The organism is Pseudomonas tructae (genome assembly GCF_004214895.1).
Taxonomy (GTDB): domain Bacteria; phylum Pseudomonadota; class Gammaproteobacteria; order Pseudomonadales; family Pseudomonadaceae; genus Aquipseudomonas; species Aquipseudomonas tructae.
The window spans coordinates 386,315-401,663 of sequence record NZ_CP035952.1 but is presented as its reverse complement, the minus strand read 5'-3'; the positions used below and the strand labels follow the sequence as shown (position 1 = coordinate 401,663).

The 15,349-nt window shown below is 62.4% G+C and carries 18 protein-coding genes; 10 read left to right on the top strand and 8 right to left on the bottom strand.

The genetic code is table 11. From position 1 onward, the window contains the following. Window positions 1–38: 38 nt before the first annotated feature. Window positions 39–326, top strand: coding sequence for a DUF2782 domain-containing protein (locus EXN22_RS01930; RefSeq protein ID WP_115084447.1), 288 nt, complete (start codon window positions 39–41; stop codon window positions 324–326). Window positions 327–390: 64 nt separating this feature from the next. Further along, the gene (locus tag EXN22_RS01925; RefSeq protein WP_130262205.1) at window positions 391–1,341 is read left to right on the top strand and encodes a homoserine kinase; all 951 of its coding nucleotides are present in this window, start codon (window positions 391–393) and stop codon (window positions 1,339–1,341) included. 63 nt (window positions 1,342–1,404) lie between these two features. Here the strand turns inward: EXN22_RS01925 and EXN22_RS01920 are convergent, their stop codons facing one another. Next, window positions 1,405–2,322, bottom strand: coding sequence for a zinc ABC transporter substrate-binding protein (locus tag EXN22_RS01920; protein WP_130262204.1), 918 nt, complete (start codon window positions 2,320–2,322; stop codon window positions 1,405–1,407). A 66-nt stretch (window positions 2,323–2,388) separates the two neighbouring features. Here EXN22_RS01920 and zur point away from each other — a divergent pair, with 66 nt between their 5' ends. The 4 genes from zur (at window position 2,389) to EXN22_RS01900 (ending at window position 5,271) form a co-directional block, all read left to right on the top strand. Beyond that, window positions 2,389–2,871 carry a zinc uptake transcriptional repressor Zur gene (zur, locus tag EXN22_RS01915; RefSeq protein ID WP_130262203.1) on the top strand — a complete coding sequence of 161 codons (483 nt, stop codon included), beginning with the start codon at window positions 2,389–2,391 and terminating at the stop codon, window positions 2,869–2,871. After that, window positions 2,871–3,650, top strand: a complete 780-nt coding sequence (gene znuC / locus EXN22_RS01910) for a zinc ABC transporter ATP-binding protein ZnuC (protein ID WP_130262202.1) — start codon at window positions 2,871–2,873, stop codon at window positions 3,648–3,650. The genes zur and znuC overlap by 1 nt, the downstream gene beginning before the upstream one ends. Beyond that, the gene (gene znuB / locus EXN22_RS01905) at window positions 3,643–4,425 is read left to right on the top strand and encodes a zinc ABC transporter permease subunit ZnuB (RefSeq protein ID WP_130262201.1); all 783 of its coding nucleotides are present in this window, start codon (window positions 3,643–3,645) and stop codon (window positions 4,423–4,425) included. The genes znuC and znuB overlap by 8 nt, the downstream gene beginning before the upstream one ends. A gap of 132 nt (window positions 4,426–4,557) precedes the next feature. Next, the gene (locus EXN22_RS01900; protein WP_130262200.1) at window positions 4,558–5,271 is read left to right on the top strand and encodes a PA5502 family lipoprotein; all 714 of its coding nucleotides are present in this window, start codon (window positions 4,558–4,560) and stop codon (window positions 5,269–5,271) included. 36 nt (window positions 5,272–5,307) lie between these two features. Here EXN22_RS01900 and katE read toward each other — a convergent pair whose 3' ends face one another. Next, the gene (katE, locus tag EXN22_RS01895; RefSeq protein ID WP_130262199.1) at window positions 5,308–7,446 is read right to left on the bottom strand and encodes a catalase HPII; all 2,139 of its coding nucleotides are present in this window, start codon (window positions 7,444–7,446) and stop codon (window positions 5,308–5,310) included. Between the two features lie 226 nt (window positions 7,447–7,672). Here katE and EXN22_RS01890 point away from each other — a divergent pair, with 226 nt between their 5' ends. From EXN22_RS01890 to EXN22_RS01880, 3 genes are all read left to right on the top strand, one after another. Beyond that, window positions 7,673–8,680 carry a methionine ABC transporter ATP-binding protein gene (locus EXN22_RS01890; RefSeq protein WP_130262198.1) on the top strand — a complete coding sequence of 336 codons (1,008 nt, stop codon included), beginning with the start codon at window positions 7,673–7,675 and terminating at the stop codon, window positions 8,678–8,680. After that, the gene (locus EXN22_RS01885) at window positions 8,680–9,351 is read left to right on the top strand and encodes a methionine ABC transporter permease (RefSeq protein ID WP_130262197.1); all 672 of its coding nucleotides are present in this window, start codon (window positions 8,680–8,682) and stop codon (window positions 9,349–9,351) included. The genes EXN22_RS01890 and EXN22_RS01885 overlap by 1 nt, the downstream gene beginning before the upstream one ends. A 62-nt stretch (window positions 9,352–9,413) precedes the next feature. Beyond that, the gene (locus EXN22_RS01880; RefSeq protein ID WP_130262196.1) at window positions 9,414–10,184 is read left to right on the top strand and encodes a MetQ/NlpA family ABC transporter substrate-binding protein; all 771 of its coding nucleotides are present in this window, start codon (window positions 9,414–9,416) and stop codon (window positions 10,182–10,184) included. Window positions 10,185–10,279: 95 nt separating this feature from the next. Here the strand turns inward: EXN22_RS01880 and EXN22_RS01875 are convergent, their stop codons facing one another. The 5 genes from EXN22_RS01875 to EXN22_RS01855 are packed head-to-tail and all read right to left on the bottom strand — an operon-like array spanning window position 10,280 to window position 14,184. Continuing rightward, window positions 10,280–10,912 carry an SCO family protein gene (locus EXN22_RS01875; protein WP_130262195.1) on the bottom strand — a complete coding sequence of 211 codons (633 nt, stop codon included), beginning with the start codon at window positions 10,910–10,912 and terminating at the stop codon, window positions 10,280–10,282. Then, the gene (gene cyoE, locus EXN22_RS01870; protein WP_130262194.1) at window positions 10,909–11,808 is read right to left on the bottom strand and encodes a heme o synthase; all 900 of its coding nucleotides are present in this window, start codon (window positions 11,806–11,808) and stop codon (window positions 10,909–10,911) included. The genes EXN22_RS01875 and cyoE overlap by 4 nt, the downstream gene beginning before the upstream one ends. Further along, window positions 11,793–12,875 carry a COX15/CtaA family protein gene (locus tag EXN22_RS01865; RefSeq protein ID WP_130262193.1) on the bottom strand — a complete coding sequence of 361 codons (1,083 nt, stop codon included), beginning with the start codon at window positions 12,873–12,875 and terminating at the stop codon, window positions 11,793–11,795. The genes cyoE and EXN22_RS01865 overlap by 16 nt, the downstream gene beginning before the upstream one ends. A gap of 9 nt (window positions 12,876–12,884) precedes the next feature. Continuing rightward, window positions 12,885–13,478: a hypothetical protein gene (locus tag EXN22_RS01860; protein ID WP_130262192.1), complete on the bottom strand. Its 594-nt coding sequence runs from the start codon at window positions 13,476–13,478 to the stop codon at window positions 12,885–12,887. Next, complete coding sequence (locus EXN22_RS01855; protein WP_130262191.1) at window positions 13,444–14,184, bottom strand: SURF1 family protein; 741 nt, start codon at window positions 14,182–14,184, stop codon at window positions 13,444–13,446. Before EXN22_RS01855 ends, EXN22_RS01860 begins: the two co-directional genes overlap by 35 nt. 63 nt (window positions 14,185–14,247) lie before the next feature. On the opposite strand from EXN22_RS01855, the gene EXN22_RS01850 reads away from it, so the two are divergent. Continuing rightward, window positions 14,248–14,451, top strand: a complete 204-nt coding sequence (locus tag EXN22_RS01850; protein ID WP_130262190.1) for a twin transmembrane helix small protein — start codon at window positions 14,248–14,250, stop codon at window positions 14,449–14,451. Between the two features lie 6 nt (window positions 14,452–14,457). On the opposite strand, the gene EXN22_RS01845 is transcribed toward EXN22_RS01850, so the two are convergent. Further along, a complete protein-coding gene (locus tag EXN22_RS01845) occupies window positions 14,458–15,345 on the bottom strand; it encodes a cytochrome c oxidase subunit 3 (RefSeq protein ID WP_130262189.1) in 888 nt (295 codons plus the stop codon). Between the last annotated feature and the right edge of the window lie 4 nt (window positions 15,346–15,349).

Genomic DNA, 15,349 nt, shown 5'->3' with positions numbered 1-15,349 from the left:
AATGTCCGGAACATTGACGACAAAGGGACAAGGTTATCATGCGTACACTAAATCGCCTGTTGCTGCTCAGCCTCTTGGCAGTCACTCCGGTCGTCACCCTGGCAGCGGATGACGCGCCATCGGCTGATCCGGATGTAACCATTCGCACGGAAGGCGACAAAACCATTCAGGAATACCGGCAAAATGGCTTCCTGTATGCAATCAAGGTCACCCCAAAAGGTGGCAAACCTTACTTCCTGGTACGCGCTGATGGTTCGGAAGGCAATTTCATCCGTTCCGACCAACCGGACATGCTGATCCCATCGTGGAAAATCTTCGAGTGGTAAGCCGTACCCTTTACATCAACCTGGCACTTCCCTGCTGAAGTGCCCGTATGGGCAATTTTTGATCATGTCAGTTTTCACCCCCCTGACCCGGCCTGAGCTGGAAACCTTTCTGGCGCCCTACGGCCTGGGCCGCCTGCGGGACTTCCAGGGCATTGCCGCCGGCACCGAGAACAGCAACTTCTTTGTCAGCCTGGAACAGGGGGAGTACGTGCTGACGCTGGTCGAACGCGGGCCGATCCAGGACCTGCCGTTTTTCATCGAACTGCTCGACGTGTTGCACGAGGCCGACCTGCCAGTGCCCTACGCCTTGCGCGACAACACCGGTGTAGCCCTGCGTGAACTGGCCGGCAAGCCTGCGCTGCTGCAGCCAAGGCTGCCAGGCAAGCACATCAAGGTCGCCAACAACCAGCACTGCGTGCAGGTGGGCGAACTGCTCGGGCACCTGCACCTGGCCACCCGCGACAACGTGCTCGAACGCAAGACCGACCGTGGCCTGGATTGGATGCTGGAGACCGGCGCCGAGCTGATGCCACGCCTGAACAGCGAACAACGCCAACTGCTGCAGGCGTGCCTGGACGAGATCAAAGCGCACCAGGCGCAGATCATGGCGCTGCCACGGGCCAACCTGCATGCTGACCTGTTCCGCGACAATGTGTTGTTCGAAGGCACCCACCTGACTGGCCTGATCGACTTCTACAACGCCTGCTCGGGGCCGATGCTCTACGACCTGGCGATCACCCTTAACGACTGGTGCTGCAATGACGCCGGGGTTATCGACGGCCCGCGGGCGCGGGCGTTGCTGGGGGCTTATGCGGCGCTGCGACCGTTCACCTCGGCCGAGGCGCACCTGTGGCCGGTGATGCTGCGCCTGGCCTGCGTGCGCTTCTGGCTGTCGCGCCTGATTGCCGCCGAGTCGTTTGCCGGGATGGACGTGCTGATTCACGATCCGGCTGACTTTGAAGTGCGCCTGGCGGCGCGGCAGCAGGTGGAGATTGCTTTGCCGTTTGCGCTGTAAAGCAGCGCGGGGCAAGCCCGCTCCTACAATAGGTTGGAGCGGGCTTGCCCCGCGATCAGGGCGTCACAATTTTTCCAGGCACCCTGCCAGATCATTACCCAGCTTCTCCAGCAACTGCTCATACCCCCGGGCACTGGCAGGCGCCGTCCCGCCCAGCGCATCCAGCTCGGCCAGGGTCACCGGCAGGCCCGCTGTCAGCGTCTGGGCCAGTCGTGGCCGCAGCGGCGGCTCGCTGAACACACAGGTTTTGCCCACTTCCTGCAAACGCTTGCGCATTACCGCCACGTGCTGGGCACCCGGCTGGACCTCCGCCGCCACGCTGAATACCCCGGTGTGCTTCAGGCCGTAGGCCGCTTCGAAGTAGTCAAAAGCTTCATGGAAAACAAAGAACGGCTTGCCACTGATGCCCGCCATGCGCTGTTTCAACCGCGCATCCAAGGCATCCATACGCTCGCCAAAGGCTTTGAGGTTGTTCTGATAACGTGCGGCATTGGCCGGATCAGCGGCGCTAAGGTCGGCGACCATCTTCGCCGCAATCACCCGTGCATTGACCGACGACAGCCACAGGTGAGCATCGAGGCTGCCCGGGCGGTGATCATGGTCGTGATCGTCATGGTCTTCATCGTGGGAGTGGCTGTCTTCGCCAAAATGGCGCAGCTGCAGGCCGGGCAGGTCCTGCACGGCGATGCTCGGCTTGCTGCGGGACTTGAGCACGCGCGGCAGGAAGCCTTCCATGTCCGGGCCGATCCAGTACAGCAGCTCAACATCGCCCACACGCCGTACGTCGGAAGGGCGCAGGGCGTAATGGTGGGGCGAGGCGCCTGGCGGCAGCAGCACTTCAGGCGTACCGACGCCATCTTGCACCGCCGCGGCAATCTGCTGCAGGGGCTTGATGCTGGTCAGCACACGCACTTCGGCCTGTGCCTGGGCCATCGTCAGGGTGGCGATAAAAGCGACAAAAAGGGCAAAAATTCGGGACACGATGACCACTCACAGGGGCTGAAACAGGTAACATAATAACGTCTCCAATCAGAACCGTCGCCGCTCATGCCTAAAACCCCGCTGGCCAACCGCCCCCACGACCACTCCCATTGCGTGCACAGCGCCCTGGCCGAGGCCGATGCGCTGTGCGCACGCCAGGGTGTGCGCCTGACCGCCTTGCGCCGACGGGTGCTGGAACTGGTGTGGCAGAGCCACAAGCCGCTGGGCGCCTACGATATCCTCGCCGTACTGAGCGAACAGGATGGCCGCCGGGCAGCGCCGCCCACCGTGTACCGCGCGCTGGATTTTCTCCTGGAAAACAGCCTGGTGCACCGCATTGCCTCGCTCAACGCCTTTATCGGCTGCAGCCACCCCGAGCACGCGCACCAGGGCCAGTTCCTGATCTGCCGCGAATGCCACGTGGCCATCGAGCTTGAACAAAGCTCCATCAGCGACGCCATTGTCGCCAGCGCCCACGAGGTCGGATTCCGCGTCGAAGCACAGACGGTCGAAGTGGTCGGCCTGTGCAGCAACTGCCGGAGCGCCTGATGAGCAACGCGCTGATTCGCCTCGAACAGGTCGGCGTCAGCTTCGCCGGCCAGGCGGTGCTCGACAGCATTGACCTGGCTGTCGAGCCCGGGCAAATCGTCACCCTGATCGGCCCCAACGGCGCTGGCAAGACTACCCTGGTTCGCGCCGTGCTGGGCCTGCTCAAACCCCATAGCGGCACGGTCTGGCGCAAACCGCGGCTGCGCATTGGCTACATGCCGCAAAAGCTTCAGGTCGATGCCACCCTGCCGCTCTCGGTACTGCGCTTCTTGCGCCTGGTACCCGGCGTAGACCGTGCGGCCGCATTGTCGGCGCTCAAGGAAGTCGGCGCCGAACAGGTCATCGACAACCCGATCCAGGGTATTTCCGGCGGTGAGATGCAGCGCGTACTGCTGGCTCGAGCGCTGTTGCGCGAGCCCGAATTGCTTGTGCTCGATGAACCGGTGCAGGGCGTCGACGTTGCCGGCCAGTCCGAGCTGTACAGCCTGATCACCCGCCTGCGCGATCGCCATGGCTGCGGCGTGTTGATGGTTTCCCACGATCTGCACCTGGTCATGAGCACCACCGACCAGGTGGTCTGCCTGAACCGTCACGTTTGCTGTTCCGGCCACCCGGAGCAGGTCAGCGGCGACCCGGCCTTCGTCGAGCTGTTCGGCAGCAACGCGCCGAGCCTTGCGATTTATCACCACCATCACGACCACGCCCACGACCTGCATGGTTCGGTGGTTGCCCCGGCCAAAGGCGGCCATGTTCACGGAGATCACTGCAAGCATGGCTGATTTTCTGCTTTACGCCCTGCTCGCAGGCCTGGCGCTGGCACTGGTTGCAGGCCCTCTGGGCTCCTTCGTGGTGTGGCGGCGCATGGCCTACTTTGGCGATACCCTGTCCCATGCCGCGCTGCTCGGCGTGGCCCTGGGCTTTGTGCTGGATGTCAGCCCCGCCCTGGCAGTGACGGTCGGCTGCCTGTTGCTGGCCATCCTGCTGGTGACCCTGCAACAGCGCCAGCCACTGGCGTCCGACACCCTGCTGGGGATTCTCGCACCCAGTACATTGTCCCTCGGCCTCGTGGTGCTGAGCTTCATGCACGATGTGCGCATCGATCTGATGGCCTACCTGTTTGGCGACCTGCTGGCGATCAGCCCGGGGGATCTTGCCTGGATTCTCGGTGGCAGCGCGGCGGTGCTGCTGTTGCTGGTCGCGTTGTGGCGGCCATTGCTGGCGGTCACCGTGCATGAGGAACTGGCCATGGTCGAAGGCTTGCCGGTCGCTGCATTGCGCCTAGCACTGATGCTGCTGATCGCCGTGGTGATCGCCGTGGCAATGAAGATCGTCGGCGTGCTGCTGATCACGTCGCTGCTGATCATTCCCGCCGCTGCGGCGCAACGTCACGCCCGCTCACCAGAGCAAATGGCCCTGGGCGCCAGCCTGCTGGGGGTTACTGCGGTATGCGGCGGCCTGGCGCTGTCGTGGTTCAAGGACACGCCAGCCGGCCCGTCCATCGTGGTCTGCGCCGCGGTGCTATTCTTGCTGAGCCTGGCACTGCCCCGGCGCTGAGGGCCAGGGGTGCAGCCGCCGTGGTTGCACCCTGCGACAGTTAAAAACGCACAGGCACCTGAAGAGTTATTTTCGAGTCTGCGGACTGGGTGTAGACTTGCTCGCTTTTTGCGCAAATAGAGAGTCGCAGGAATGAAGCCGTTCGCCTCCCGTTATCTGCTCCTTGCCGCGTTTTCGCTGATCCTTGCCGCGTGCTCCAGCACCCCGGCCGACAACGCTGCCGGGACTGCCCAGCCTGATGCCTGGCAGCAGCTGGAGCAAAGCATTGCCAGCAGTGAGCTGGCCACTGCCGAAGACCAGCTCGCCACCCTGCAAAGCCAGGCGCCCAATGACAGCCGGATCGAGCAATACCAGCGTCAGTTGGCCGAAGCCTATCTGCAACGCAGCCAGATCGTCCTGCAAAAGGGCGATGTGAATGCCGCCGCTACCGCCCTGGCCCGCGCCCGTGCCTTGATGCCCAAGGCTCCAGCGCTCACCGGCGGCGTCAACGGCGCGATCACCCAAGCGCGCAAGGCCGAGCTGGACAAGGCTGAGGCGGCGCTCAAAGCCGCCGAAGCCCGTCCGGCCGCCAAGCTGATCGACCCGACCGCACCGAGCACTGTGATTGCGCTAAAAACCACGAACATTCGTGAGATGCGCAAACAACTGGATGACATCGCCAGCGATGTCGTGAACTACCAGTGCGACGTGGTGTTTCAGGTGCCGCGCACGCAAGACGCACCCTGGTTGCAAACCCTGTTGGGCAAACGCGTGAAAAAAATCGACCGCACGTTTACCTTGCAGCAGCGCCACGAGATTCATCGCAACCAGCCTGCCCAGGCCGTATTGATCCCGCGCCGCCCGTAACCCCAAGGGTGCCCAGGTGGGCACCCGATTGCACCTTCAGGCCGGAACGGCTTTCGCTGCTGCCTCACGCTCCCACACCCGATGCTTGCCGATGGCAGTGATGAAGGCCTGGTAGGCTTTTTCATCGTTGCCCAGCAGCAAGCCGCTGTCGATCTTGAGCCCTAGCGTGTCGAGTATGGGGTGCGCCTCGCTGGCCAGGCCCATGGGTTTGAGATGCTTGTAGGCTTCAAGCACGAAGTGCATCGCTACACCATCACCGGCCAAAGCCTGTAACGAGGCCTTGCCGCCCGACACCCAGACCGCATCGAAGAGCACCGAAGGCATGCCTTCCATCGAGGCATCCACTGCCAACAGCTTACCCTGGGCGGTTTTTACTGGCGCCGAGGTCGGACCAAGGATCTTGATCTGCGCGCTTTGGGCTTGCAGCGCCTTGACCAGGCGATCGACACTGGCGCCATCCACGCCATCGGCCACCAGCACCGCCACTTTACGACCCTTGATGCCTTCGCCCAGCAGGTTCATCTGGCTCAACGCCGGCGACTCTTCAAGGCCTGTTTTAGGTACATCCACCGTGCCGTTTTTCGGCGCTGGCAGGCCCAGGTTCGCCGCCACTCGCGCTGCAAGCTTCAGGTCGATGTTGGCGAGTATCTCATTCACCTGGCGGGCACGGATGAACGCCCGCTCAACCTTGCTCAGCTCGAAGCTGTAGGCACTGATGATGTGTTCCTGCTCGGTCGGACTCATGCTCTGGAAGAACAGCCGCGCCTGGGAGAAATGGTCGGCAAACGACGGGCTGCGCTGGCGCACCTTGTGCGCCTCGATCCGCTGCGGATACGACTCGAAGCCGCCATCGACTGCCGCTGGCGGCGTCTCTTTCGGCCAGCCACCGTCGATCGAGTTCGGCTCATAGGAAGCCCGGCCCTTGTCCAGGGTGGTGCGATGCAGGGCATCACGCTGACCGTTGTGGTTGGGCGCCAGCGGGCGGTTGATCGGGATCTCGTGGAAGTTCGGCCCGCCGAGCCGGCTGATCTGGGTGTCGGTGTAGGAAAACAACCGGCCCTGCAGCAGCGGGTCGTTGGAAAAGTCGATGCCGGGGACGATATGCCCAGGACAGAAGGCGACCTGTTCGGTTTCGGCAAAGAAATTATCCGGGTTGCGGTTGAGCACCATCTTGCCCAGGGGCGTCACTGGCACCAGCTCTTCAGGGATGAGCTTGGTCGGGTCGAGCAGGTCGAAGTCGAACCTGTGCTCATCTTCTTCGGCGACGATTTGCACACCAAACTCCCATTCCGGGTAATTACCGGTTTCGATCGCTTCCCAGAGGTCGCGACGATGGTAGTCGGCATCTTTACCGGCCAGTTTCTGCGCTTCGTCCCACAGCAGCGAACAGACGCCTGCCTTGGGTTTCCAGTGAAACTTGACGAAGCTCGACTTGCCTTGGGCATTGACCAGCCGAAAAGTGTGCACGCCAAAACCCTGCATGGTGCGCAGGCTTTTCGGGATGGCGCGGTCGGACATCGCCCAGATCACCATGTGCGCCGACTCCGGCACCAGCGAGACAAAGTCCCAGAAGGTGTCATGGGCTGAGCCACCGGTAGGCATTTCGTTGTGCGGTTCAGGTTTCACCGCATGGACGAAGTCGGGAAACTTGATGGCATCCTGAATGAAAAACACCGGCATGTTGTTGCCAACCAGATCGAAGTTACCTTCATCGGTAAAGAACTTGACGGCAAAACCACGCACATCACGCACCGTGTCGCCCGAACCTCGCGGGCCCTGAACGGTGGAAAAGCGCACGAACACCGGGGTGATCTTTTCCGGGTCCTGAAGAAAACCGGCCTTGCTCAGCGCAGCATGGGATTCATAGGCCTGGAAATAACCATGGGCCCCGGTACCGCGGGCATGGACGATGCGCTCTGGAATACGCTCATGGTCAAAATGCGTGATCTTTTCACGCATGATGAAGTCTTCCAGCAGGGACGGGCCACGTTCACCGGCTTTGAGGGTGTTCTGGTTGTCGGCAACCTTGACCCCCTGATTGGTACGCAGCGCCTGACCTGTGGCGTCACTGCGAACAGCTTCCAGGCTTTGCAGCTTGGCATTGGTGTTGGCCCGGTCCGGGGTCTGGGTGCCGGCGAGTTGGCTTTGCTTGGGAGGGTTGTTCTTGCTGGGCATCAGTGTGCTCTCCTCACTCAATCTGCGGTTCGACCCCACGGTGGGCCTTATCCACTAGTGACTGATGCCCCCCGCAGGCGTTCCTTCGGATTGACCACTGATCGCGTTATTCCAGTAGCATTGGTCAATTGCGAAATAAATGCTAAGAACCTCTATACGAACAGGCTAAAATGCGCGCCCGGCCAACAGCTGCCCCTATTCCCATGCGCCCCACAAGGTTCGCTACGTGATCGAGTTTCAAAATGTCCACAAGACCTACCGCGTCGCCGGTAGGGATATCCCCGCACTGCACCCGACCAACCTGAGCGTCGAAGACGGCCAGGTGTTCGGGCTGATCGGCCATTCCGGCGCCGGTAAAAGTACCCTGCTGCGCCTGATCAACCGCCTGGAAGCGCCGAGCGGCGGCAAGATCATCGTCGACGGCGAAGACGTCACTGCGTTCAACGCCAACGACCTGCGGCGATTCCGCCAGCAAGTCGGGATGATCTTCCAGCACTTCAACTTGCTGGCCTCCAAGACAGTCGCCGACAACGTGGCCTTGCCACTGACCCTGGCAGGCCAACTGTCGCGCAAGGAAATCGACACCCGCGTCAACGAACTGCTGGCCCGTGTCGGCCTGGCCGATCACGCGAAGAAATACCCGGCGCAGCTCTCCGGCGGTCAGAAGCAGCGCGTCGGCATCGCCCGCGCCCTGGCCACCAAGCCGAAGATCCTGTTGTGTGACGAGGCCACCAGCGCCCTCGACCCGCAGACCACGGCCTCGGTGCTGCAGTTGCTGGCCGAGATCAACCGCGAACTGAAGCTGACCATCGTGCTGATCACCCATGAAATGGACGTGATTCGCCGGGTCTGTGATCGCGTGGCCGTAATGGACGCTGGACGGATCGTCGAACAAGGCCCGGTGGCCGATGTGTTCCTGCACCCGCAGCACCCGACCACCAAGCGCTTCGTCCAGGAAGACGAGCAGGTTGACGAGAACGAGCAGCGCGACGACTTCGCCCACGTACCAGGGCGCATTGTGCGCCTGACCTTCCAGGGCGATTCGACCTACGCACCACTGCTGGGCACCGTCGCCCGGGAAACCGGTGTGGACTACAGCATCCTGGCCGGACGTATCGATCGCATCAAGGACACCCCCTATGGGCAGCTGACCCTGGCCGTCACTGGCGGCGACATGGAAGCGGCGTTCGCCCGCTTCACTGCAGCTGATGTTCATATGGAGGTACTGCGTTAATGGACGCCTTGAGTTTCTTTGCCAACGTCGACTGGGCCGAAATCTGGCTGGCCACGATCGACACCATGATCATGCTGTTCGGCTCGCTGTTCTTCACCGTGCTGCTCGGCCTGCCCCTGGGCGTGCTGCTGTTCCTTTGCGGTCCGCGCCAGCTGTTCGAACAGAAGGGCGTGTATGCACTGTTGTCGCTGGTGGTGAACATCCTGCGCTCGCTGCCGTTCATCATCCTGCTGATCGTGATGATCCCGTTCACCGTGCTGATCACCGGTACCTCGCTGGGCGTCGCCGGGGCCATCCCGCCGCTGGTGGTCGGTGCCACACCGTTCTTTGCCCGCCTGGTGGAAACCGCGCTGCGTGAAGTCGACCGCGGCATCATCGAGGCCACCCAGTCGATGGGCGCCAGCACCCGCCAGATCATCGTCAACGCCTTGCTGCCCGAGGCCCGTCCGGGCATCTTCGCGGCCATCACCGTTACTGCCATTACCCTGGTGTCGTACACCGCCATGGCCGGTGTGGTGGGCGCCGGTGGCCTGGGCGACCTGGCGATCCGCTTCGGTTATCAACGCTTCCAGACCGACGTGATGGTAGTCACCGTGGTCCTGCTGCTGGTACTGGTTCAAGTCCTGCAGAGCGTGGGCGACAAACTGGTTGTGCATTTTTCCCGTAAGTAACCCCATGGGTCGGCGCTGCCGACGCACCGGGGGCCGGACCGGCCCTCACAAGGAGTGATTTGATGAAAAAGCTGCTTGCTGTTGTCGCCGCCGTCGCGGCCTTCTCGGCCCAGGCCGAGACCCTGACCGTCGCTGCCACCCCGGTGCCGCACGCCGAGATCCTCGAGTTCGTCAAACCGGCCCTGGCCAAAGAAGGCGTGGACTTGAAGGTGAAGGTGTTCACCGACTACATCCAGCCAAACGTGCAAGTGGCCGAAAAACGCCTGGACGCCAACTTCTTCCAGCACCAGCCGTACCTGGATGAGTTCAACAAGGCAAAGGGCACTAGTCTGGTCAGCGTTGCCGGTGTGCACCTGGAGCCGCTGGGCGCCTATTCGAGCAAGTACAAGAAGCTCGACGAGCTGCCGTCGACGGCCAACGTGGTCATCCCCAACGACGCCACCAACGGCGGCCGTGCCTTGCTGCTGCTGGAAAAGGCCGGTGTGATCAAGCTCAAAGACAAAACCAACATCCTCTCGAGCGTCAAAGACATCGTCGAGAATCCTAAGAACCTGAAATTCCGTGAGCTGGAAGCTGCCACCATCCCGCGCGTGCTGACCCAGGTCGACCTGGCGCTGATCAACACCAACTACGCGCTGGAAGCCAAGCTCAATCCTGAAAAAGACGCCCTGGTCATCGAAGGCAGCGACTCGCCTTACGTGAACATCCTGGTAACCCGCGCCGACAACAAGGACGCGGACGCGGTGAAGAAGCTGGTTGCAGCCCTGCACACGCCGGAAGTGAAGAAGTTCATCGAAGAGAAGTACAAGGGCGCGGTCAAGCCGGCGTTCTGAGTCATCGTGTAATCGCGGGGCAAGTCGAGGCGTCGCACCGCCGCTCCCACAGGATTAGGTAATCACTGTGGGAGCGGGCTTGCCCCGCGATGCTTTTAATCGCGTTTAACCAGCCCAGGCAACTGCGCAACCAGCTTCTGGTTGTTGAACGGCGCCCGGATAAACCCGCGCTGCTTGCCATCGGGTCCCAACAGCGCCAGGTTGCCACTGTGATCAACCGTGTAGTTCGGCTTGCTGGTATCGGCCGGAATGAACGGAATGCTCACCGCATTGGCCAGCTTCTGGATGTTGTCCAGCGGGCCGGTCACCCCACGAAAATCCTTGTCGAAATAACCCAGGTACTGCTTCAGTTGTGCCGGGGTGTCGCGGTTCGGGTCAACACTGACCAACACCACTTGCAAGCGCTCCACAGCCTCCTTGGGCAGCTCGCTCTTTACCTGGCGCAGTTGGGCGAGGGTAGTCGGGCAGATGTCCGGGCAGAAGGTGTAGCCGAAGAACAACAGCGACCATTTGCCCTTGAGCTCGTCCATCACCAGCGGCTGGCCCTGCTCGTCGGTCATCTCCACGGCGGGCACGGTGCGGCTCTGCGGCAGCAGGATGATGCCAGCATCGATCAGCGCGGTCGGGTTGCCTTCGCTACGGCCGTTGAGCACCTTGTTGACAGTAAGCCCGAGGATCACGGCGACCAGGGCAACGAGAATAAAGACGGTTTTCTGGGTTCGAGTCATAGGTTCAACAGTAAGTAGTGGTCAACAAGCAGCGCGATGAACAGCAACAGCAGGTACCAGATAGAGTACTTGAAGGTCTTGATCGCCGCGTGCGGCCGACTGCCACGGTACAACACCCAGGCCCACTGCAGGAAGCGCCCGCCCAGGACCAGGGCACAGGCCAGGTACAACGGGCCACTCATGTGAATGGCATAGGGCAGCAGGCTGACCGCCAGCAGTACCAGGGTGTACAGCAGGATATGCACCTTGGTGTAGTGCTCGCCATGGGTCACCGGCAGCATTGGAATATCAGCCTTGGCGTATTCCTCCTTGCGGTGAATGGCCAGCGCCCAGAAGTGCGGTGGCGTCCAGGCGAAGATGATCAGTACCAGCAACAGCGGTTCGGCGCTGATGTGCCCGCTGATCGCCACCCAGCCCAGCAGCGGCGGTGCAGCGCCCGCCAGGCCGCCGATAACGATGTTCTGCGGGGTGGCACGCTTGAGAAAACCGGTGTAGATCACCGCGTAGCCCAGCAACGAGGCCAGGGTCAGCCAGGCGGTCAGGGCATTGGTGAACACCAGCAGCAATGCCATGCCCACGACCGCCAACACCAGCGCAAAGGTCAGCGCCGCCGCCGGCGCCACCCGCCCTTCGGCGATCGGGCGCTTGTGTGTGCGTGCCATCAGCGCATCGATGCGCCGGTCGACCACATGATTGACCACCGCCGCACCGCCGGCGCAACAGGCGATGCCCAGGTTGCCGAACAGCAGGATGGTCCATGGCACTCCGGCGCGGGTGGCGAGGAACATGCCGACCAGCGAGGTGATCAGCATCAGCACCACCACCTTGGGTTTAGTCAGCTCCAGGTAGTCGCGCCAGCCCGCTTGTAGCCTGCGTTCACTTAGAAGCGTCGCCATGAGTTATCTCCCAGATAATGAACGACTCCACCGCTGGCCAGCGGAGTCAGGCGCCAACCCTGGCTGACCCGACGGACTTTGGCCTGGGCAACCAGGCGGATGCGGTAGTTGACCAGCACCATGCTCAGCAACAGCAGCGCGCCACCGGCGTTGTGGGCTACGGCCACGGCCAGCGGCAAGTGCAACAGCACGTTGCTGATCCCCAGGCTCACCTGCACGGCCAGCGCCAGCAGCACCCATCCGGCCAGCTTGCCCAGGCCATGGCGATACAGTTTCCAGCTCAGGGTCAGCATGACCGCGGTCACCAACAAGGCACCCAGGCGGTGACTCATGTGAATCGCGGTGCGGGCATCGCTGTCGAGTTGGCCGCCAAGGTAATTGGGGCCGATGTGCTGGGTCAGGTGAAAGCCGTTGGCAAAGTCTGCCTGCGGCCACCACTGGCCGTGGCAAGTGGGCAGATCAACGCAGGCCACGGCCGCGTAGTTGGCGCTGACCCAGCCGCCCAGGGCGATCTGGCCGATCACCACCAGTAACCCCAGCGCCGCCACCCGGCGCACGCTCAAAGGCAGTTTGGGCAAGGGTGCAAAGGCCCGCGACAGGCGCAGGCTGAGCAGGAATAACAGGCTCAAGGTGGCAAATCCGCCCAATAAATGCGCCGTGACCACTTGCGGCCAGAGCTTGAGGGTCACCGTCCACATGCCGAAGGCTGCCTGGGCGAACACCACGCCGAGCAACAACAGGGGCAGCCTTAGTGGCTGGCCGTCACGGCCACGGCGACGCCAGGCCTTCACGGCGAGCAGGCTGATCACCAGGGCCAGGGTGCCGGCAAAATAGCGATGGAGCATTTCGTTGCGGCCCTTGTGCGCCTCCACCGGGGTGTCGGGGAAGTGCAACTGGGCATGGGCCAACTGCGCTTCGCTCTTGGGTACGCTGATGAAGCCATAGCAGCCCGGCCAGTCCGGGCAACCAAGGCCGGCATGGGTCAGGCGGGTATAGGCACCGAGCAACACGACAACCAGTGCCAGCACGGTGGCGAAGACGGCGAGGCGAAATCCGGGTCTGGCCATGGCGATGTCCTATCCGATGTTGGACAGCTTCAGCAGATGGCGCAGGTCATTGAGCAAGTCCTTGCCCTTGACCCTGGCGTCGTAGCGCAGCACCAGGTTGCCGTGCGGGTCGATGATCCACAGCAAAGCGTCCTGCTTGCCCTGGCTGACGGCCCCGTAACGCGAAAGGTCCAGGGGGTAGCGCTGCAGTTGCGGGTACTCGCGCGCAAGCTTGGCCTGGTAGTCGCCGGCCAAGGGCTGGGCGGCGGCCAGGGCATGGCTGGCGCGGCTGGCATCGCGGCCCAGACCGATCTGGATCTGCCGGGCCAGGTAAACCAGTTGCTGACAGTCCAGGCCGCATGCCCCGGGCGTGCTCACCAGCAGTTGCCAGCGTCCTTCTTCAGCAGGCACGCCAAGGTCCACGCGGGTCTGGCCGGTGCCGACCATTTCCCCGTGGTAGCTGCGGCTGTCGGGTACCCAGAACTTGAGTTTGTACATGCTGGTGGCAAGGACCATCGGGCCGAGGACCACCAGCAGGATCAGCAACAGTTGCAGGCGACCGCGCGCCCGACTGCGCGGCGCCTTGCCTTCAGACATGTTGAGTGGACTTGTGACGGCTCCCATGCTGTTTCTCCTTGTTGTTATGCCAGCCGAAGTAGAGGTAGAGCAGTACCAGGGCCAACGCCAGGGCGAACCACTGCACGGCGTAACCCAGGTGTTTTTCCGGCCCCAGCGCCACCACTGGCCAGTCCAGCCGGTAGCTGGCAGGGCCTGGCTCCAGGCGCAATTCATGGACAAAACCTTCGCGGCCCAGTTGCGGCCACAGCGAGCCGGCGTCGATGGCAGTCATCAGCCGCGGCCAACTCCCGCCCTGCGGATCGGCATGCAACTGGAAGGTCGCACCCGGTGCGACGTACACCGAGGCATCCAGGCTCAACGGCTGCTCAGGGGTGCTGAATTGCACGGGGATGCGTCGATCCGGCCAGGGCAGCCAGCCGCGATTGATCAACAGCCACAGGCCGCTGGCCTGATCGAGAAAGGGTTGCAACAGCTCAACGCCAACCTGGCCGTCGCGCATGCGGTTATCCAGCAGCAGGCTGTGTTGGCCATCGAACTGGCCGTACAGGTGCACCCGGCGATAGGCCGGATCATCAATCTGCAGCAACTGCGCGCTGCCCACCGCATCGCTGGCGCTGCGCTCGGCGTAGGCCTGCAGTAGCTGGCGTTTCTGTTCAGCGCGCCCGAGCTGCCAGCAGCCGAGCGCAATCAACCCCGGCAGCAGCAACAGCACCACCAGGGTCGGCACGAGGCCTGGGTGAAAGCGCTTCACCGGGCCCTCGAAAAGTCAGTCGCTATACTTGTATTCATCACTGCATCCCCCCGGAGTTTCGCCATGCTCAAAGCCGCGATCGTCCTGATGCTGTTGGCGACCATCGCCAGCCTGTTCAGCGGCCTGATCTTTCTGGTCAAAGACGACGGGCAGTCGACTCGCCTGCTCAAAGCCCTGACTGTTCGCGTCACCCTGGCCGTCTTGACCCTGGCCCTGGTGGCCTGGGGCTTCTACAGCGGCCAGTTGGTGTCCCACGCGCCGTTCTGAACCCGGCTACAGCACGTAAACGAAGATAAACAGCCCCACCCAGACCACATCCACGAAGTGCCAGTACCAGCTGGCCGCCTCGAAGCCGAAGTGTTTGTCGGCGTTGAAATGCCCCCGCAGGATGCGTACCAGCATCACGATCAAAATCAGGGTGCCCATGGTCACGTGGGCGCCGTGGAAACCTGTGAGCATGAAGAACGTAGCGCCGTAAATGCCCGAGCCCAGGGTCAGGCCCAACTCGTTATAGGCTTCGTGATACTCGTATGCCTGCAGTACCAGGAAGCTCAGGCCGAGGAGGATGGTCAACGCCAACCAGGCCTTCAGCGCTCCACGGTGGTTCTTGCGCAGGGCATGGTGGGCGATGGTGATGGTGACACTGGAGCTGACCAGCAAAATGGTGTTGATCAACGGCAAGTGCCAGGGGTCGATGATGTCCTTGGGCGGCGGGAACAATTTCGGGTCCGGCGTATGCAGCAGCGGCCAGGAGAACTCGAAATTCGGCCAGAGCATGTGCGCCACACCCTTGGCGCCTTCCCCACCGAGCCAGGGGCCGGCCAGGTTACGCACATAGAACAGGGCGCCGAAAAAGGCGATGAAGAACATCACCTCGGAGAAGATGAACCAGGACATGCCCCAGCGGAACGAGCGGTCCAGCTGTGGGCTGTAGAGCCCGGCGCGGCTCTCCTTGACCACCGCGCCAAACCAGCCGAACAGCATGTAGGCCAGGCACAACGCACCGAAGAAAAAAATCCACGGCCCATGGGACTCCGGCCGCCCGGCCTTGAGGTCATTGAACCAGGTGCCCAGGCCGAACACCGTGATGAACATGCCGACCGTGGCAATGATCGGCCACTTGCTTTGCGCCGGGACGTAATAGTGCTCATGGGAAGCCATCGTG